The sequence below is a fragment of the Clostridium thailandense genome, assembly GCF_019207025.1.
GTDB lineage: Bacteria > Bacillota > Clostridia > Clostridiales > Clostridiaceae > Clostridium_AM > Clostridium_AM thailandense.
Genome location: NZ_JAEEGC010000084.1, coordinates 1 through 18,376, shown reverse-complemented (window position 1 = coordinate 18,376; position 18,376 = coordinate 1). Strand labels below are relative to the sequence as shown.

General features: G+C 30.9%; 18 protein-coding genes and 3 tRNA genes. 1 reads left to right on the top strand and 20 read right to left on the bottom strand.

The window, feature by feature from the left end; genetic code table 11:
- Nucleotides 1-80: 80 nt before the first annotated feature.
- From I6U48_RS16480 to I6U48_RS16430, 11 genes are all read right to left on the bottom strand, one after another.
- Nucleotides 81-156: transfer RNA gene (locus tag I6U48_RS16480), tRNA-Thr, on the bottom strand.
- Nucleotides 157-165: 9 nt separating this feature from the next.
- Nucleotides 166-240, bottom strand: a tRNA-Gly gene (locus I6U48_RS16475).
- A gap of 75 nt (nucleotides 241-315) precedes the next feature.
- A complete protein-coding gene (gene sigH, locus I6U48_RS16470; RefSeq protein WP_376774576.1) occupies nucleotides 316-972 on the bottom strand; it encodes an RNA polymerase sporulation sigma factor SigH in 657 nt (218 codons plus the stop codon).
- Between the two features lie 58 nt (nucleotides 973-1,030).
- Entirely contained in the window at nucleotides 1,031-1,543 is a 513-nt protein-coding gene (locus I6U48_RS16465) for an NYN domain-containing protein (RefSeq protein WP_218321559.1), read from the bottom strand.
- Entirely contained in the window at nucleotides 1,540-2,346 is an 807-nt protein-coding gene (rlmB, locus tag I6U48_RS16460) for a 23S rRNA (guanosine(2251)-2'-O)-methyltransferase RlmB (protein ID WP_312891052.1), read from the bottom strand. Before rlmB ends, I6U48_RS16465 begins: the two co-directional genes overlap by 4 nt.
- A 68-nt stretch (nucleotides 2,347-2,414) precedes the next feature.
- A complete protein-coding gene (gene thyX, locus I6U48_RS16455) occupies nucleotides 2,415-3,149 on the bottom strand; it encodes an FAD-dependent thymidylate synthase (RefSeq protein WP_218321561.1) in 735 nt (244 codons plus the stop codon).
- Nucleotides 3,145-3,582, bottom strand: coding sequence for a Mini-ribonuclease 3 (locus tag I6U48_RS16450; RefSeq protein WP_218321557.1), 438 nt, complete (start codon nucleotides 3,580-3,582; stop codon nucleotides 3,145-3,147). The genes thyX and I6U48_RS16450 overlap by 5 nt, the downstream gene beginning before the upstream one ends.
- 41 nt (nucleotides 3,583-3,623) lie before the next feature.
- A complete protein-coding gene (gene cysS, locus I6U48_RS16445; RefSeq protein ID WP_218321556.1) occupies nucleotides 3,624-5,021 on the bottom strand; it encodes a cysteine--tRNA ligase in 1,398 nt (465 codons plus the stop codon).
- Between the two features lie 264 nt (nucleotides 5,022-5,285).
- On the bottom strand, nucleotides 5,286-5,975 hold the full coding sequence (gene ispD, locus I6U48_RS16440; RefSeq protein ID WP_218321555.1) for a 2-C-methyl-D-erythritol 4-phosphate cytidylyltransferase: 690 nt from the start codon (nucleotides 5,973-5,975) through the stop codon (nucleotides 5,286-5,288).
- A 1-nt stretch (nucleotide 5,976) separates the two neighbouring features.
- Nucleotides 5,977-7,080, bottom strand: coding sequence for a PIN/TRAM domain-containing protein (locus I6U48_RS16435; protein ID WP_218321554.1), 1,104 nt, complete (start codon nucleotides 7,078-7,080; stop codon nucleotides 5,977-5,979).
- Nucleotides 7,081-7,194: 114 nt separating this feature from the next.
- Nucleotides 7,195-7,668, bottom strand: a complete 474-nt coding sequence (locus tag I6U48_RS16430) for a CarD family transcriptional regulator (RefSeq protein WP_218321553.1) — start codon at nucleotides 7,666-7,668, stop codon at nucleotides 7,195-7,197.
- Between the two features lie 149 nt (nucleotides 7,669-7,817).
- Here I6U48_RS16430 and I6U48_RS16425 point away from each other — a divergent pair, with 149 nt between their 5' ends.
- The gene (locus I6U48_RS16425) at nucleotides 7,818-8,222 is read left to right on the top strand and encodes a nucleoside triphosphate pyrophosphohydrolase family protein (protein WP_218321552.1); all 405 of its coding nucleotides are present in this window, start codon (nucleotides 7,818-7,820) and stop codon (nucleotides 8,220-8,222) included.
- 27 nt (nucleotides 8,223-8,249) lie between these two features.
- Here I6U48_RS16425 and disA read toward each other — a convergent pair whose 3' ends face one another.
- The 9 genes from disA to I6U48_RS16380 form a co-directional block, all read right to left on the bottom strand.
- A complete protein-coding gene (disA, locus tag I6U48_RS16420) occupies nucleotides 8,250-9,323 on the bottom strand; it encodes a DNA integrity scanning diadenylate cyclase DisA (RefSeq protein WP_218321551.1) in 1,074 nt (357 codons plus the stop codon).
- Between the two features lie 15 nt (nucleotides 9,324-9,338).
- Nucleotides 9,339-10,697, bottom strand: a complete 1,359-nt coding sequence (radA, locus tag I6U48_RS16415; RefSeq protein ID WP_218321550.1) for a DNA repair protein RadA — start codon at nucleotides 10,695-10,697, stop codon at nucleotides 9,339-9,341.
- Nucleotides 10,698-10,816: 119 nt separating this feature from the next.
- Nucleotides 10,817-13,252: an ATP-dependent Clp protease ATP-binding subunit gene (locus tag I6U48_RS16410; RefSeq protein ID WP_218321549.1), complete on the bottom strand. Its 2,436-nt coding sequence runs from the start codon at nucleotides 13,250-13,252 to the stop codon at nucleotides 10,817-10,819.
- A gap of 21 nt (nucleotides 13,253-13,273) precedes the next feature.
- Nucleotides 13,274-14,311 (bottom strand): protein arginine kinase, encoded by a 1,038-nt coding sequence (locus tag I6U48_RS16405; protein ID WP_218321548.1) that lies wholly within the window; start codon nucleotides 14,309-14,311, stop codon nucleotides 13,274-13,276.
- 16 nt (nucleotides 14,312-14,327) lie between these two features.
- On the bottom strand, nucleotides 14,328-14,849 hold the full coding sequence (locus I6U48_RS16400) for a UvrB/UvrC motif-containing protein (protein ID WP_218321547.1): 522 nt from the start codon (nucleotides 14,847-14,849) through the stop codon (nucleotides 14,328-14,330).
- Nucleotides 14,850-14,936: 87 nt separating this feature from the next.
- Nucleotides 14,937-15,401, bottom strand: a complete 465-nt coding sequence (locus I6U48_RS16395) for a CtsR family transcriptional regulator (RefSeq protein WP_218321546.1) — start codon at nucleotides 15,399-15,401, stop codon at nucleotides 14,937-14,939.
- A gap of 197 nt (nucleotides 15,402-15,598) precedes the next feature.
- Nucleotides 15,599-15,829: a hypothetical protein gene (locus I6U48_RS16390; RefSeq protein ID WP_218321545.1), complete on the bottom strand. Its 231-nt coding sequence runs from the start codon at nucleotides 15,827-15,829 to the stop codon at nucleotides 15,599-15,601.
- A 123-nt stretch (nucleotides 15,830-15,952) separates the two neighbouring features.
- Nucleotides 15,953-18,046, bottom strand: coding sequence for an elongation factor G (fusA, locus tag I6U48_RS16385; protein WP_218321544.1), 2,094 nt, complete (start codon nucleotides 18,044-18,046; stop codon nucleotides 15,953-15,955).
- Nucleotides 18,047-18,277: 231 nt separating this feature from the next.
- Nucleotides 18,278-18,352: transfer RNA gene (locus I6U48_RS16380), tRNA-Asn, on the bottom strand.
- Nucleotides 18,353-18,376 lie beyond the last annotated feature (24 nt).

Sequence of the window (18,376 nt, the reverse complement as noted above, 5' to 3'; positions counted from 1 at the left end):
CCATTTTATTATTCCTCCTTATTTGTTTAACACTTTTTTAAGTAAACTTATCCTGGTGTGTTGTATTTCTTATATATTATTGGAGCCCATGACCGGGATTGAACCGGTGACCTCCACCTTACCAAGGTGACGCTCTGCCTACTGAGCTACATGGGCAATTTGTTCTGGAGCGGGAAACGGGGATTGAACCCGCGACGGCTAGCTTGGGAAGCTAGTGTTCTACCACTGAACTACTCCCGCCCACATTAAATCTAAAAAGGTTATATACCGATTATAAATTTTAATACAAATAAACTTTTTTGTCAATATGTATTTTTATTTATCACTCAGACATTTTTCCAATTTTCTTTTTACCCTCTGCAATGCATTATCAATAGACTTTGCGTGTCTATCTAAATCACAAGCAATTTCTTGGTATGATTTTCCATCTAAATAGGACATGAGAACTTCCATTTCTAAACTTGATAACACTTCTCCAATTTCATTCTGTATATGTGTCAGTTCCTCCCTGCTAATAATCAGCTCCTCTGGATCAGATACTTTAGCCTCAGATAAAACATCAAGTAAAGTTCTATCAGATTCTTCGTCATATATAGGCTTATTTAGAGAAACATATGTATTCAATGGGATATGCTTCTGACGTGTAGCTGTTTTTATTGCAGTTATTATCTGTCTTGTAACACATAATTCTGCGAAGGCTTTAAATGAAGATAGTTTATCAGGTTTAAAATCTCTAATAGCTTTATATAAACCTATCATTCCTTCTTGATATATATCTTCTTTATCTGCTCCTATTAGAAAGTAAGATTTAGCTTTTGCCTTAACAAAGTTTTCATACTTATTTATTAAATACTCTTGTGCCCAATTATCCCCTTTTTTCGCTTCGATAACAACTTCCTCATCTAATTTTTCTTGAAAGGAGGAAATTTTCTTATTGATACAGCCCTTATTCTCCAAAGGTATCCCCTCCATTAAAAAATATAACATCAAGTTGATTATACTCTATAACTAAATTTTCAGTCAATAGATTTTAATCACTTCTTCGAATTTTTTCCAATTTATCCAATATATTCTTTTTAACTATATCTTCTAATCTATGCTTTTTTAAGGAATAATTTTTGTCTATTCTATTCCTAATTTTTGTTTCAATACCTTTTATTTCATGATAAAACTCAACAGATGACATTCTAGTAGCACCTCTTTGAAAAACAATCTGTTGTTCTAATGAATCTGATGTAACAACACAAACTTCAAATTTTCTTCCTACCTGATTAATCATTCTTTCTATGAAGTTGTCAGCCGTATCTCCCTCTTTAGTAAAAATAACTATAACATTCTCGCTAAACTTTTCTTTTTTTTCTATACTTCCATTAACCATATGAGCATCAAAAACCACAAAAACCTTATACCCCCTATATGCCGCATAGTTACTCATTATTTCTATAAGCTGTTGTCTAGCTGATTCGAGGCTATAATCTTTTGTGTTTTTTAGTTCTGGCCAGCTATTAATTACATTATACCCATCTACAAAAATATTTTTCACTTTTTATCACTTTTCATCTTTTGTTTTAAAATCTCATACATTAATATCCCACCTGCAACTGAAGCATTTAGTGATGATATCTTACCTATCATAGGTATCTTTACAAGTGCATCACATTTTTCCTTCGTGAGCTTAGATATACCTTTGCCTTCGCTTCCAATTACTAAAGCTACAGACCCACTAAAGTTGGCATCAAAACAGTTAGTACCATCCATATCTGCTCCATATATCCATATACCTTTTTCTTTTAGCATATCTATAGTAGTGTTTATATTTGTAACCTTGGCAATCTTCATATACTCTACAGCTCCAGCTGAAGATTTAAAAACTACAGGAGTAACCCCCACGTTTCTTCGTTTTGGTATGATGATTCCATGGACCCCACATACTTCTGCAGTTCTTATTATTGAACCAAAATTATGTGGATCTTCTATTTCATCAAGAATAATAATAAATGGACTTTCCTCTTTTTCTTTTGCATATTCTAATATATCCTCTATATAACAGTACTTATAAGGTGTGATTTGCGCAATTACACCTTGGTGTGAACCCGTCTGAGAAATTTGATCCAATTTTTTTCTATCTACATATTTTACAACTACATCTTTTTCTTTTGATAAAGCTAAAACTACATTTATAGAACCTGACACATCCCCAGTGGCAACAAGTATTTGTTCTATGGTTCTATTTGCCCTTAAGGCTTCTATAACAGCATTTCTTCCTTCAATAATGTCTTCCCTAACATCTTCCTTAGGTGGAAGTTGTTTAAAGCCTTTTTCAGCTCTATCTTTTTTATCTTTAATTTCTGTTCTATTTTTAAGTGGTTTCTTTGTCGTTTTCACTCTATTACCTCTCTTAATTATAAATACTTTTACTTAATAGTATACTCTTTTCTAATTTTATCTATTTGGCCACAGCTCATCCTGCCTTCTGGACAGTTAGAATTTAAGCAAGATGGACCACTATATTTAAATAAAACAGGTGCTATGACTTTTACTTGTTTTAACATTTCATCCGCTAATTCTTTTATTTCCCATTGTGCTCTATTACAACACCTATGTCTAAAGAAGTTCATTAACGTTCTAGCGTTCATTGTTGCTATTATTTTAGTTTCACATGCATTTGGAAAAACATATCTTGCATCTTCAATCGCTCTTTTTTCGGCTGATGAAGCATCCATCCCAGTATCTATATATCTTTCCTTTAAAATTTCAGTTAAACTGCTATATGCCTTTTGACTGTTTTTCATCGCATCAATAAAAATTTTTCTCGCCTCATCATCCTTTTCTATTTCTGGTGGAGTTATATATTCAAATTGGTCCAATCTTACATATCTTTGACTTTGCTGTGAATACGATGCCAACCTATGTCTTACAAGCTGATGAGTCAAACTTCTTGAAACCCCTTCTATCGCAAAAGTAAAAGTCACATGTTCTATCGGTGACTCGTGTCCATAAGACATGAGCATATTTAAAAATTTTAATGCTTTCTCATTTTCTAGATTTTCTTGTATTTGATCTATTCCAGCAGCACTATAACATAACTTAGCAGCAGCTGCCACTACTTTCTCTGGATTAGGTGTATGTTCAACTATTTTCACTTTAATTGCCACTTATTTTTCCTCCATGAACATATAATTGTACTATTAATTCTAATAAATAATTTAATCTTTCGTTTTGTTCAGTTATATACAAAAAACCTATTAGAGTTTCAAATCCTGTTGCAGTTCTGTATTCTTGAACATCAGCATTTTTAGGAACGGTTCCAGATTTAGAGTTTCTTCCTCTTTTGAAAAAATATATTTCTTCCTCATTTAACTCTTCTTCTATTTTTTTTATAAATTCACTCTGTGCATGAGCCTTTACAAACTCGATTGCCTTTACATGAAGTTTATGTACAGACATATCTCTGTTTCTATCAACTAAATATGTTCTTACAAAAACCTCATAGATAGCATCTCCAATAAAAGCAAGTACTAATGGATTTATTTGTCTTGCATCAGCTTTTGTAAATTTATCTTTCAATAAATTAAAATTCATTTATATTCTCCATTCTAAAATCAAATATCTGTAAAAACATATTATATCTTTTTCCATCTTACTCCTTGGGGTGTATCTTCAAGTATAATTCCTCTATTTTTCAAATCATCTCTTATTTTATCAGATAGACTCCAATCTTTGTTTTTTCTTGCTTGCTGTCTTTGTTCTATAAGCATCTCTATTTCTTCCTCAAGGTTAGATTTTGTGGACTTTTGCAATATTCCTAATGGATCTCCTAATTCTCTTACTAAATCTAATGAATACTTAACAAGTTCCTTTGATGAATGAATTCCTACATTTGTATTTATATCTCTTACCAAATCAAAAATTATAGATATTGCATCAGCTGTATTAAAATCGTCATCCATTTTTTCTATATACTTTTCTTTATATGAATTCAAGACTTTAATATAATCCTTTTCTTTCTCTGATAATTGATCTAATTTAACCTCATCAAATAGATTCTCCAAGTTTGAAATAGAATTATATAATCTTTCAGCAGCTGCTTTTGTTGACTCTAAAACGTCTATACTAAAGTTTATTTGAGTCCTGTAATGTCCTGATAACATAAATAATCTTATTACGTCTGGTTCGTATTTCTCAAGTATTTCCCGTGCTGTAAAAAAGTTATTTAATGATTTTGACATTTTTTGATTATTTACATTTACAAAAGCTGAATGCATCCAATAATTCGCAAAAGTTTTACCAGTCATCGCTTCACTTTGTGCTATTTCATTTTCATGATGTGGAAATGCTAAATCTGACCCTCCAGCGTGGATATCTATAGTTTCTCCTAATAACTTATATGCCATACAGGAACATTCTATATGCCATCCTGGTCTTCCCATACCCCAAGGACTTTTCCATGCTGGCTCTTCTGGTTTTTGACTTTTCCAAATTGCAAAATCCATAGGATCTTTTTTTCTTTCGTCTATATCAATTCTTGCTCCTGCCTGAAGATCTTCTAGGTTTTGTCCTGATAATTTCCCATAATTGTTAAATTTTTTGGTATTAAAATATACATCTCCATTTATTTCATATGCATATCCTTTATTTATTAATTCTTCTACAAATTTAATTATTTCATCCATATATTCAGTAGCCCTAGGATTTACCGTGGCCCTTTCTATATTTAAGTTATCTGCATCCTTATAATACTCTTTTATAAACCTATCGCCCAGTTCCTTTACTGTAGTATTCTCCTCGTTAGCTCTTTTTATCATTTTGTCATCTATATCTGTAAAGTTTTGTATGAATTTAACTTTATATCCCCTATACTCAAAATACCTTCTTACTGTATCAAACACTACAAATGTTCTTGCATTGCCAATATGGAAAAAATTGTATACAGTAGGACCGCATACATACATTCTTACTTCATTATTTAGTAAAGGTATAAACTCTTCCTTTTTTCTAGTCATTGTATTAAAAATTCTCATACTAAATTTTTACCCCCTATTGGATATTATATAAATGCACATTAGCATATCTAATTGCATAATATGGTTCATAATTAACACTTTAAAAGAACTATTTAACGAACTATAATAATTTATTTAATTCTTTTGATGAACTATGATCACTTAAATATTTTAACATATTATAATAACTTATTTAACCCTTATTACCATTTTATTTATTAATTATTACCTAAAATAATATAAGCATGCATACGCATGCTTATACTTAAAAATATTACAAATTTATTTCATCTTATCTATTATATTTTCAGCTATGTATAGATCCTCTGGAGTTGTGATTTTTATATTATCATAACTTCCCTCATAAAGATATACTGGATTCCCATAATAATTCACAACTGCAGTATCATCTGTTACATTTACCTTTTCTTTATTTAGTTTCCTATAGCATTTCAAAATCAAATCGTATCTAAAACACTGAGGAGTTTGTACCGAGAATACCTCATTTCTATTAAGCGTAGATGTAGAAAATCCTTTAATATCTCTGATCTTAATGGTATCCTTAGGAACTACACCGCAAGCACAAGCCCCATACTCCTTGGCGTATTTTATTCCCTCTTCAATTATTCTATCATTTACAAATGGTCTTGCTCCATCATGTATTAATACTATTTCACAATTCTTTATAACATTGATTCCATTATATACAGAGTTCTGCCTCTCTTTTCCACCACTTACGATTTTCAAGACTTTAGCTATTTGATACTTTTCCACAATTTCATGCTTGCAATATTCAATCTCATCCTCAGCACATACTATAATAATCCCATCGACTGCTTTACTGTCAGCAAAGGTTTTTAATGTATAATAGATTAATGGTTTGTCTTTTATATTAAGAAACTGCTTATTAATATCAGTTCTCATTCTTTTACCTTTTCCTGCTGCTACTATAATAGCATAATTCTTACTCATATTAAGCTTCCTCTTTCTGCTTTGCAAAAATCATCCTTCCAGCTGCTGTTTGTAAAACAGATGTAACAACTACATCTTTAGTCTCTCCTATATGCTTCCTTCCACCTTCGACTACTATCATTGTGCCATCGTCAAGATAAGCTATCCCTTGATTTGATTCTTTTCCATCTTTAATTATTTGTATTCTCATTTCCTCACCTGGAAGAACTACCGGTTTTACAGCATTTGCCAATTCATTTATATTTAAAACAGGTACTCCTTGAAACTCTGCGACCTTATTTAAATTGTAGTCATTAGTTATAACCTTTCCATTTAAGACCTGAGCAAGTTTTAATAGTTTACTATCAACTTCTGCAATTTCCGGGAAATCTTTTTCGTATATTTGAACCTCTACGTTTAATTCCTTTTGAATTTTATTCAATATATCTAGTCCTCTTCTTCCTCTATTTCTTTTCAAACCATCTGAGGAATCCGCTATATGCCTTAATTCTTCTAGCACGAAGTTCGGTATAACTAAAGCACCTTCAATAAATCCTGTCTGACATATATCAAATATTCTTCCATCTATTATTACCGAAGTATCCAAAACTTTAGGATAACCTTTATAATCACCTTTCGATTTCTTATCCTTATTAATACCTGTCTTTTTGATGCTAATATTTGAAAATACGCTTATTATTTCTTCTCTTTTTCTTATAGCTATATTGGCACCTAAAACTGCCATAACAACTGCTACCACAACAGCAAGTACCGCTCCTACTATAGGTATTCTAGATAGAATGTTTACGAATAAATACGATATTACAAGCCCAATAATTGCTCCCATAGTACCAAATAATATTTCTGTAGCTGGCAATTTTTGAATGCTTTTTTCAATATAATCCATAATTTTAATTATAAGCGTACTAATCCAAGGAGATATTAAAAATAGTATAATTCCAAAAAATGCAGTTGATAAAATTAAAAATAATATTGTTTTGATAGGGCTATTACTAAAATATCCAACCTTTAAGAAATAACTAGTTCGTGTTACACCATCGCCAATTAAATATCCTAACAGCAAGCCTATAATTGTAAAAAGTGATCTTAATAATTTTTTTAGCATTTACTCACCTCCTTTAAAATTATTAACAACTTTCCCATTTTTAAATCCTGTTAATATCTAATATATCTTAATAAACTGTATTTTTCAATAAAACTTAAATTTTTTAATAGATTATTAACCTAAATTCCTTATTTTATACACTGCTTCCTCTAGATTTATATCTAATACTAACGCCAGCTCACTGGCTATCATATTTTCCGCATTAGAAAGTATTTTTTTTTCCCCCGGCGGAAGCATCCCTTGATGTTTCAGGTAATATAGATCCCTTACAACTTCACACATTTTATATAAATTTCCTGTTTTAATTTTATCATTATTCATCCTGTATCTTTTTCCCCATTTTTTTTCTATATCTATTGGTTCGTCTCTAACTATATTCATTGCATAATCCATTTCCTTTTGATTGACAACATTTCTAATCCTATAACATGAAACCTTATCTTCAGGAATATATAAATCTATATCATTAAGCAAAAAAGAAATGCTTATATATTTCTTATCTATATCATAATCTTTATTATCTTCTAAAGTAGTCATAATACCTGCACCATAATTAGGAACAAATACTTTAAGTCCATAATTTAACATTATAATCCCCCTATTCATAAAAATGTTCTTGTTTTATTATATAGAAGTACTATAAAATTCGTACTATAGTTTATTGACAAAATTATCTGAAAAAAACTATAATTAACTTATGGACTTTTTACTTAAATCTTTATAAGGAGTTGAACCTCATGAAAGATGTAATTTTTGATGATTTCCAAAATACCGTAAATGATTCTCTAATAAGGCATAAAAGCATTTTGGATATAATAACTAAATTTCAAGAATCCAATGGAAGAATAAATAGAGCTGTTGCAAAATCAATTACAAGTTGTGGCTGTATAAATGTTAATGCGAAAAAGCAGCAGATACCAGAAGACAATGATGATATTAATATAGAATCCTTAAAAAATTGTCTAAAGACTCATATTGATGGTAATCTTTGTGATAACTGTAGAGAAGTAATTGAACGTGAGATTGGAAATAACCTGTTTTATTTAACTTCTCTTTGTAATATTCTCGATTTAAATTTATATGATATTCTTATAAAAGAATATGATAAAATAAATACCTTAGGAAAGTATACATTTAGATAAAAAATTAGCACAAAATAATGTATCACATTATTTTGTGCTAAAATTATTATCTATCATAATTTGTTCTCTAAGTCTTCTAAGGCCATTTTTTATGGCTCTTGCTCTTGCTTCTCCTATTCCCTCAACTTTATCTAGCTGTTCATAAGAGGCTTCCATAACACCTTTTAACTCTCTAAAATTCTTTACTAAATTCTCTATTACATTAGTTGGTATTCTAGGAATCTTATTTAGAATTCTATATCCCCTAGGTGATATTAGTGTATCGACTAATGGAACTCCTATATACCCTAATGCTTTAGATATATATTCTAAATTTAATAATTCCTCAGATGTAATTGTCTGCATATGCTTATATATCTCATTAAAATCCATATTGTCCTGACAGTAGTCTCTTATCAATAGTATTCCATCCTGTTCTACACTTTTTACAAGCTCATTTAGCTGCATAGAAATAAGCCTTCCTTCATTACCTAGCTCACATATATATCTCTCGATTTCTGATACAATTCTCATGACCATCTCAGTTCGCTGAATTGCAGTTATTACATCAAATAAGGTTACTAAATCTTGAAATTCTAGTATATTTAGATTACTCACAACTCTATCTAGTACTGCTACATACTTTTCTAAAGTCTGAAGTGCCTGATTAGCTCTTCCAAGTATTATACTGCTGTCTCTTAATACATATTTTATATTACTCTTATATACAGTAATTATATGTCTTCTTTGGGATATGGCGATAACTACAGCACCTGTTTGTTTAGCTACTCTATCTGCAGTTCTATGTCTAGTTCCAGTTTCAAAAGTCGGAATGCTGGAGTCTGGAATAAGTTGTGCGTTAGCATATAAAATTTTTTTCAAATCACTACTAAGAATTAACGCCCCATCCATCTTAGCGAGTTCATAAACATATGAAGGGCTATATTCTGAATTTATAGTAAATCCTCCATCAACTATTTTTAATATAAAATCACTATCTCCTAATACTAAAAGCCCTCCAGTTTTTGCTCTAAGTATGTTTTCAAGTCCATCTCTGAGCTGTGTGCCAGGCGCTAATAATTTAAGTATACTCATTAATTCTTTATCTTTTTCTAATCTCAACTCAACCACCCTATACTAAAAAACTTTATTTGCTGCTTCTCTTAAAGAAGATACAGAAATAATATTTGTATTTTTATTTTTTATTTTTTCAACATTTCTCAATGGTACTAAAACATTTTTAAAGCCCATTTTTTGAGCTTCATTTACAAGTCTATCACAAAATGACACAGGTCTAACTTCACCAGTTAATCCTATTTCTCCAACCACTAAAAGTTTTTCCAAACTTATTTCTTTAGATTTTACACTTGATATGAGTGCTAATGCAAGACCTAAGTCTCCAAAAGTTCCTTCAATATTCAATCCACCTACTACATTTATATAAACATCACAGTTATAAAATGGCATCTTAAGCTTTTTCTCCAGAACAGCAAGTATAAGATTTACTCTGGAAATATCTACTCCAACTGCAGTTCTCCTGGGCATAACCGCCTTTGTTTCACTTACTAATGCTTGTATTTCAACTAGGATTGGTCTAGTTCCTTCCATAATGCCTATAACCACTGACCCCTCTTTTTGAAACTCAGTTTCTTCAAGAAATACCTCTGATGGATTAGATATCTGCTCTAAACCACTTTCCCTCATCTCAAAAACACCAATTTCACTAGTATTTCCAAAACGATTTTTCAAGGTTCTTAATATTCTAAATTCCTCAGTTCTTTGACCTTCAAAAGATAAAACTGTATCTACCATATGCTCAAGTACTCTAGGTCCTGCTAATTCACCTTGTTTAGTAATATGTGCAACAATAAAGAAAGCTATATTCTTACTTTTCCCTATATGCATAATATCGTTAGCACTTTCACGAACTTGAGATACACTTCCTGGTGCGGAACTGATAGATTGTTTAAAAAGTGTTTGTATAGAATCTATAATGACAAATGCAGGGTTAGTGCTATCTATATGTTCTTTTATTTGATCTAAATTAGTTTCAGAAACCACATATAGATTTTCAGATATAGTATCAAGCCTATCAGCCCTCATTTTTATTTGTTCTTCAGATTCTTCTCCAGATACATATAAAACCTTACCATACTTTTTTGATATATTATTAGCTGTTTGCAATAGCAAAGTTGATTTTCCTATGCCTGGTGCTCCTGATATTAGTGTAAGAGATCCTTTAACTAATCCTCCTCCTAAAACTCGATTTAATTCTGTTATTCCCGTATTAAATCGTTCATATTCACTAGATCTTATACTTGTTATACTTTTAGGAGTACTACTAGACTTTATTATATTACTAGAAAATAACTTATTCTCTACTTTTACTTCTTCTAACATGGTGTTCCATTTATTACAATTGGGACATTTCCCTAGCCATTTAAGCGATTCATATCCACATTCTTGACAAATAAAAATCGTCTTATTTTTTGCCACTAAAATCATCTCCTTCTATACAAAATATAATTATACCTTATTAGAATGAAATATTGTTAACAAAAATAAAAACAATGTATAAACAATTAAAATTTTATACATTGCTTTTATCTACACTATTAAATTTTATTGAATTCTAATTGCCCGTCTTTTACCGTAACTGTTAATTTATCACCTTTTCTAACATTTCCTCTTAACATTTCTTCTGAAAGTTTATCTTCTACAACCTTCGTAATAGCCCTTCTAAGTGGTCTTGCACCATAAGTTAAATCGTAACCTTCCTTTGCGAGTAACTCTTCAGCTTCATTTGTAAACCCAATATTAATATCCTGTTCTTCTAATCTCTCTGATACTGTTTCTAGCATTAATCTTACAATTTGCTTTAAGTCTTCTTCTTGAAGCTGATGAAATACTATGATATCATCTATTCTATTTAAAAATTCAGGCCTAAATGAACGCTTAAGCTCATCCATTACATTTTCTTTCATTTTTTCATATTCATTCTGCTTTTCATTCTCATTAACAGAAGCGAATCCCATAGACTTTTGTCTCTTTATAGTTGATGCTCCAACATTAGAAGTCATTATTATTATAGTATTTTTAAAGTTAACAGTCTTTCCTTTTCCATCTGTAAGTCTTCCATCTTCTAGTATTTGCAAAAGAATATTAAATACTTCTGGATGTGCTTTTTCTATTTCGTCGAATAATACAACTGAATATGGATTTCTTCTTACCTTCTCTGTTAGCTGACCGCCTTCATCAAAACCAACATATCCTGGAGGAGAACCTATTAGTCTTGAGACTGTATGTTTTTCCATATATTCAGACATATCAACTCTTATCATATTATTTTCATCACCAAACATAGCTTCTGCTAATGCCTTTGAGAGCTCTGTCTTTCCTACTCCCGTAGGTCCTAAAAATATAAATGATCCTATTGGTCTCTTTGGATCTTTTAATCCTACTCTGGCTCTTCTTACGGCTCTTGCTATTGACCTTACAGCTTCATCTTGACCGATTACCCTTTTATGAAGAATTTCCTCTAATTTTAATAATCTCTCAGACTCTTTTTCTGTTAACTTTTCAACAGGAATATTAGTCCACTTTGAAACAATTCCAGCTATTTGTGGCTCTGATACCGTTAAACTTGAAACATTTTTCTTGGTCTTCCAATTAGTTTTTAATCCCTCTAATTTGTCTTTTATTTCTTTTTCCTTATCTCTTAATCTTGCAGCCTTTTCAAAATCCTGAACTCTTATTGAGTCTTCTTTTTCTTTGGTTGTTTTTTCAAGTTCGCTTTCTAATTTTTTAAGATCTGGTGGTGCTATTAAATTTTCAATTCTTACTCTTGAAGCTGCTTCGTCAATTAAGTCTATTGCCTTATCTGGTAAATATCTGTCTGTAATATATCTATCTGATAAATTTACAGCTGCATATATAGCATCATCCACAATCTTTACTCCATGATGTGCTTCGTATTTATCTCTCAACCCTTTTAATATAAGAATTGCCTCTTCTTTTGAAGGTTCTCCAACTGTAATTGGCTGAAATCTTCTCTCTAAGGCTGAGTCTTTTTCAATATATTTTCTATACTCGTCTATAGTAGTAGCTCCTATGCATTGAATTTCTCCTCTAGCTAATGCAGGCTTCAATATATTTGACGCATCTATAGCTCCTTCAGCTGCACCTGCACCTATTATAGTATGAATTTCGTCAATAAACAGTATAACACTTCCTGACTTTCTAAGCTCATCCATAACCTTCTTTAGTCTTTCTTCGAATTCTCCTCTATATTTAGAACCCGCTACCATAGAAGATAAGTCTAATGTTACAACTCTTTTGTTTCTAAGTATTTCCGGAATATTTCCGGATACTATTTTTTGTGCTAATCCTTCAGCTATAGCTGTCTTACCTACCCCTGGATCTCCTATCAGACAAGGATTGTTTTTTGTCCTTCTACATAATATTTCAAGAACTCTCTGCGTTTCTTTGTCTCTTCCTATTACAGGATCAAGTTTTCCTTCTCTAGCCATATCGGTTAAGTCTCTACCAAATTGATCTAATGTAGGTGTTGGCTCGCCATTGCCTTTATTTGAATCATTACTATTTGTTGTTTGCTCTCCTGAAAGATTATCAATCAACTCTTTTCTTAACTTATCAAAATCAGCACCCAAGTTATTTAGTATTGTAAATGCTACTCCTTCTGCTTCTCTTATAAGTGCCAACAATATGTGTTCTGGACTTATATAATTATGATTTAAATTTCTTGCCTCAAGCAAACTTAATTCCAATAATCTTTTAGTTCTAGGTGTTAATGGTATCTCGTTTTTATATAATTCTATATCGCCTTTCCCTTCATATTCCTCTACCAAGTTTCTTACGGCCTCTACAGTAATTCCCATTTCATTTAAAAGTTTTTTTGCTATTCCTTCTTCTCTTAATATGCCAAGTAAAATATGTTCTGTTCCAACATAGCCATGTTGGAGTCCTTGCGCTTCTTCTTGAGCATACAAAAGAACTTTTTGTGCTCTTTCAGTAAATCTTCCAAACATCATATTTAAAATATCCTCCCTTAATTATTGTGTTGTAACTTGAACTAGTCTTTCTTTAACAAGCTTAGCCCTACTAAGCTCTGATTCTTTACTAGATAGTTTTTTTCTGCAAATCTGCTGTATAGACGCTGGTTGTGTATTTACAAGTAGATTATTTAACGTAACTTTATCTACATCTTTAATTATTCCCATTTCAACTCCTAATCTTACATCAGATAAGAGCTTTAAACATTCATTTGAGTTTAACAAAACTGCGGATTTTAATATACCAAGTGCTCTATATATTCTATCTTCTATTTCATCCTTATATTTCTTCATTAAGTCTTGTCTTAAAAAGATTTCTTCATTCATAATTTGTCTCACAACTGCTTCTAAATTACCTACAATTTCTTCTTCACTGAGCCCCAAAGTTATTTGATTAGATATTTGATATATATCTCCTACAGCTTTAGATCCTTCACCATACAATCCTCTTACTGTCATTCCAACCTGCGAAACAGCATTTATAATACCATTTATTTTGTTGCTTAAAGAAATTGCTGGAAGGTGAATCATAACTGAAGCTCTAAGTCCAGTTCCTATATTAGTAGGACATGAAGTTATATACCCAAGCTTCTCATCAAAAGCATAATCCAATTTTTCTTCTAGCAAATTATCTATCTTATCACTTAAATCATAAGCTTCCTCTAAATTCAAGCCTGCTGTAATGCATTGGACTCTTATGTGATCTTCCTCATTTATCATAATACTTATAGTTTCATCGCTATTTAGAATGAATGCTGATTTATTACTATTATCAATTAAGTTTTTGCTTATTAAATGCCTTTCTAAAAATACTTGTTTTGAAATCATATCTTTATCATCTAAATAATTAGTGGTGAATTTCTCTCCTACATGAGAAGATGTATAAAAGGCATCTTCAACTAATTTTATAACTTGCTTTGCTTTTTCTATATTTAACTTATGCGGAAATGGTATTTTCTCTATATTTCTTGCAAACCTTATTCTACTACTTAATACAAAGTCATCCAATTTACCATTAGAATTTATCCAATTTTCCATAACTAAATTCAACCTCCTATTCCTTATGATCTTGAATTTCCTTAATTAAATCTCTTAACTGCGCAGCTTTTTCATATTCTTCTGCAACTATTGCCTTCTGGAGGTTTTCTTTCAGCTCTAATAGCTTTTTCTTTTCAATTATATGTTTACCCAGTTTCTTCGGTATTTTTCCTGTATGCTCAACATTGCCTTGAACTCTTTTTATAATAGGATACATCGTTTCATTAAAATTCTTATAACATTCGCTGCATCCAGTTAACCCTCTTTGTTTAAATTCAGTATAGCTAGTTCCGCAGTTTTCGCAGTAAGGATAAGAACTTTCTTTAGCGGCATTATTGCTACCTATATAATCCATCATACCACTTAATATATTTTGGAAGCTGAATGTTGAAGCTCCTTCTAAATTATTGTTGTAGAAATTAAATTCACCCTTTTCTTTCGCACATTTTTCACATATATTCAATTCTTGCCTATGTCCATTTAATATTTTAGTTATATGGACAGATGCTTCATTTTTTTTGCATAATTCACATAGCATATTATCACCTCTGCTTTTATTGTATTAGGCAAAATTTCTTAATCTATTCGTCTATTATTATACCATATTTTTACATATGGATATAGACTATGTCCTATTTAAGATCACCATAATAACAGATTTTAGGATATCTGCTCTTATTTCATTTCTAATATCCATTGCAGTACTCAATGTTCTGTCATTCAAAACAACCCTTAATATATCTGATTCCATCGATGAAATTATCTTAGCTTCAGATAATCCATTTATTATGTTAACTGCAGAATTATAAGTAATTTTATCTCCTATTTTTTCATTTATCTCATCTGCTAAAGATTCGTTCTTCTTTATTTCCATACGTCTTATAATAATGTAGCCGCCGCCACCTCTTCTACTTTCAATATAATAACCTTTATCTGTTGTAAATCTCGTAGTTAGTACATAATTAATTTGAGATGGGGCACAACTAAAGTAATTAGCTAACTCATTTCTTACAATCTGTAACTGATTTTCTCTACTATCTCCTAACATCTCTTTAATAAAAGCTTCAATCTCATCTGACAATCTCGCCATACAAACACCTCTTTGACTTTGCCTTTCTTTGACCTTTATTTTATATTAGTATTATCGTAAAATTAATTCAAGAACTATAATTAATTAAATTTCCCTAACATTATTAATTATGATTATACAGCATCGAATTGCTTATTTTCTTTTATAATTTCAATAAACATTAATATTTCTTTCTCTATATAAACTAATATATTACACTAATCGAACTTAAAAGCTTTTATTAGGCATCTTCCATCATAACTACTATTATCCATGTCTACTATAAAGCTATTATTTTCTAACATTTGCTTTATTATGTTTATGTTCTCTGGATTATCAATAGTTATCATTATGTTATCATTTTTATCAACTATAGCCATATAATCATAAATACTACTATAGTCCTCTAGCTCTATCTTACCAATTATATTCATTTGGTATTCTGACATAAAATCTCTCCTCGCTAAGTTTACTACAAATAAATCTCAAAGTTATTTTTTCTAATTAATTATTAAAATATGCATAATACTATAAGCTCCAATATTACAAATTATATTGGAGCTTATCTTAAATTAATCTTCTATTTTGGCTTTTATTTTTTTAGATTCTTCTATTATTTTATTCACTTCTGTGCTTGGCACCTCTTCATACCTCTCAAATTTCATATTAAAACTTCCTCTTGCTTGAGTCATTGATCTTAGGTCTGTAGCATACCTAAACATTTCTGCCTGTGGTACTTCAGCTATTATTCTTTGCTTATCATCACATGACTCCATGCCTAGAACTCTTCCCCTCTTTTTATTTATATCTCCTATTATATCTCCCATGTAATATTCTGGTACCAATACTTCTACATGCATAACAGGTTCTAATAATATGGGTTGAGCTTCCATCAATCCCTTTTTATATGCTAAAGACGCTGCAACTTTAAATGCCATCTCAGATGAATCTACTGGATGATAAGAACCGTCATGTAGAGTGGCTCTCATCCTTATTACAGGATATCCTGCTAAAACCCCATGTTGTATACATTCTTTAAGTCCCTTTTCAACAGCCGGAATATATTGTCTTGGAACAACACCTCCGACTACCTGATCAACAAATTGCAATTCATCTTCGCCATCTAATCTAGGTTCAAATTTTATTTTTACATCCCCATATTGGCCATGACCACCAGACTGCTTCTTATGCTTTCCTTGAACATCTGCAATCTTTTTAATGGTTTCTCTATAAGGAACCTTTGGAATTTGAAGTATTACATCTGCACCAAATTTACTTTTCAATTTGCATGCTATTACATCTAAATGTGTCTCTCCTAATCCTGAAACTATTGCTTCTGCATTTTCTATATCCCTAGCAACCTTAAATGTAGGATCTTCTTCTAATAATTTGCTTAATCCATTTGATATCTTGTCTTCATCATTTTTTGACTTTGGCAAAACAGCCATTGATATAGCTGGTTCTGGAAATTCTATATTTTCAAAAATTATTGGAGCTGATGCATCACACAATGTATCACCTGTACTTGTAAACTGTAATTTAGAAACAGCTCCTATATCTCCAGCTATTATTTCGCTTACAGGTGTTTGAAGCTTTCCTTTGAGAAAATACATTGTTCCAATTTTCTCTGACTTATCTTTATTAGCATTATATACTGTAGAATCCGCTTTAATCTTTCCTGTTATAACTTTAAATAAGGATAATTTACCCACAAATGGGTCTGCTACTGTCTTGAATATAAATGCAGATAAAGGAGCATTTTCATCAAAGTTAACGCTTATTTCTGAATTAGCTTTTAAATCCTTCGCTTTTATTGGTTCTGAATTCTTAGGTGATGGGAAGCACTCTACTATATCTTCTAGTAAAGTTTCAATTCCGATTCCACTTAATGCTGAGCCACACATTACAGGAGTAATTTCACCTTTAGCACAACCATTTATTAATCCATTATATATTTCTTCATCACTTAATGTACCTTCGCTAAAGTACTTATCGAGTAGGGCTTCATCAGTCTCTGCCACAGCCTCTACAATCATATTTTTACATTCATCTACTTTTTCTATAAGTTCCTCTGGAATATCTGCTTCTTTCATACTACGTGTTTTCTTATCAAATATTCTAGCCTTCCTAGATATAACATTTATAACACCAATAAAACTTTCTTCACTTCCTATAGGATACTGAACTGGAACTACTGATATACCAAACTTTTCTTTCACTCCCAATAGTACTTTATCAAAATTAGAATTTTCTCTATCCAATTTGTTTATATACAATGCTCTAGGTAATTTATATCTATTTACGTATTCCCAAGATTTTTCTGTTCCTACTTGTATACCTGAAACTCCTGATACAGCAATCATTGCTATATCTGCTGCTCTTAGACCTTGAAATGTTTCTCCCATAAAATCAAAATATCCTGGCATATCAATTAAATTTATTTTAACATTTTCCCATTCACATGGGGCTACTGATGTAGATATAGATATTTTTCTTTTCTTTTCTTCAGCATCATAATCACTGACTGTATTTCCTTCTTCTACTTTTCCAAATCTTTCAGTAGTCTTAGTGTAATAAAGTATTGCTTCTGTTAAAGTAGTTTTTCCTGAACCGCTGTGCCCTATTATTCCTACATTTCTTAGATTTTTGGTTGAATAATTTTTCATAAGCAATTCCCCCTCTTAACTTTTAAGCTTAATTATATATTCTATCTTAAACTTAAAATTCCTCTTAAGTTTAAGAAATTTTCTAAATAATTTGACTATATATATATTTCCATACATTTCATATAATATGCACAAATTTGCAAATTATTAAAAATTTTCATAAATAAAAAACACATCAGTTATTTTTAAACTAATGTGTTTTAAATTAAATTATAATATTCAAAATAAAAATGGCTCCGTGGAGAGGATTCGAACCTCCAACCCTTCGGTTAACAGCCGAATGCTCCACCATTGAGCTACCACGGAACACTTTACCTGGCAACGACCTAC

What these genes read in the sequence shown, in the direction of transcription:
- I6U48_RS16400 (WP_218321547.1), bottom strand. Translation starts at nt 14,849, where the DNA reads ATGCTATGTGAATTATGCAAAAAAAATGAAGCATCTGTCCATATAACT.
- sigH (WP_376774576.1), bottom strand. Translation starts at nt 972, where the DNA reads ATGGAGGGGATACCTTTGGAGAATAAGGGCTGTATCAATAAGAAAATT.
- ispD (WP_218321555.1), bottom strand. Translation starts at nt 5,975, where the DNA reads ATGAGTAAGAATTATGCTATTATAGTAGCAGCAGGAAAAGGTAAAAGA.
- I6U48_RS16390 (WP_218321545.1), bottom strand. Translation starts at nt 15,829, where the DNA reads ATGTCAGAATACCAAATGAATATAATTGGTAAGATAGAGCTAGAGGAC.
- I6U48_RS16395 (WP_218321546.1), bottom strand. Translation starts at nt 15,401, where the DNA reads ATGGCGAGATTGTCAGATGAGATTGAAGCTTTTATTAAAGAGATGTTA.
- I6U48_RS16425 (WP_218321552.1), top strand. Translation starts at nt 7,818, where the DNA reads ATGAAAGATGTAATTTTTGATGATTTCCAAAATACCGTAAATGATTCT.
- cysS (WP_218321556.1), bottom strand. Translation starts at nt 5,021, where the DNA reads ATGAGAATTTTTAATACAATGACTAGAAAAAAGGAAGAGTTTATACCT.
- I6U48_RS16435 (WP_218321554.1), bottom strand. Translation starts at nt 7,080, where the DNA reads ATGCTAAAAAAATTATTAAGATCACTTTTTACAATTATAGGCTTGCTG.
- I6U48_RS16410 (WP_218321549.1), bottom strand. Translation starts at nt 13,252, where the DNA reads ATGATGTTTGGAAGATTTACTGAAAGAGCACAAAAAGTTCTTTTGTAT.
- fusA (WP_218321544.1), bottom strand. Translation starts at nt 18,046, where the DNA reads ATGAAAAATTATTCAACCAAAAATCTAAGAAATGTAGGAATAATAGGG.
- I6U48_RS16405 (WP_218321548.1), bottom strand. Translation starts at nt 14,311, where the DNA reads ATGGAAAATTGGATAAATTCTAATGGTAAATTGGATGACTTTGTATTA.
- I6U48_RS16450 (WP_218321557.1), bottom strand. Translation starts at nt 3,582, where the DNA reads ATGAATTTTAATTTATTGAAAGATAAATTTACAAAAGCTGATGCAAGA.
- I6U48_RS16430 (WP_218321553.1), bottom strand. Translation starts at nt 7,668, where the DNA reads ATGTTAAATTATGGACTTAAAGTATTTGTTCCTAATTATGGTGCAGGT.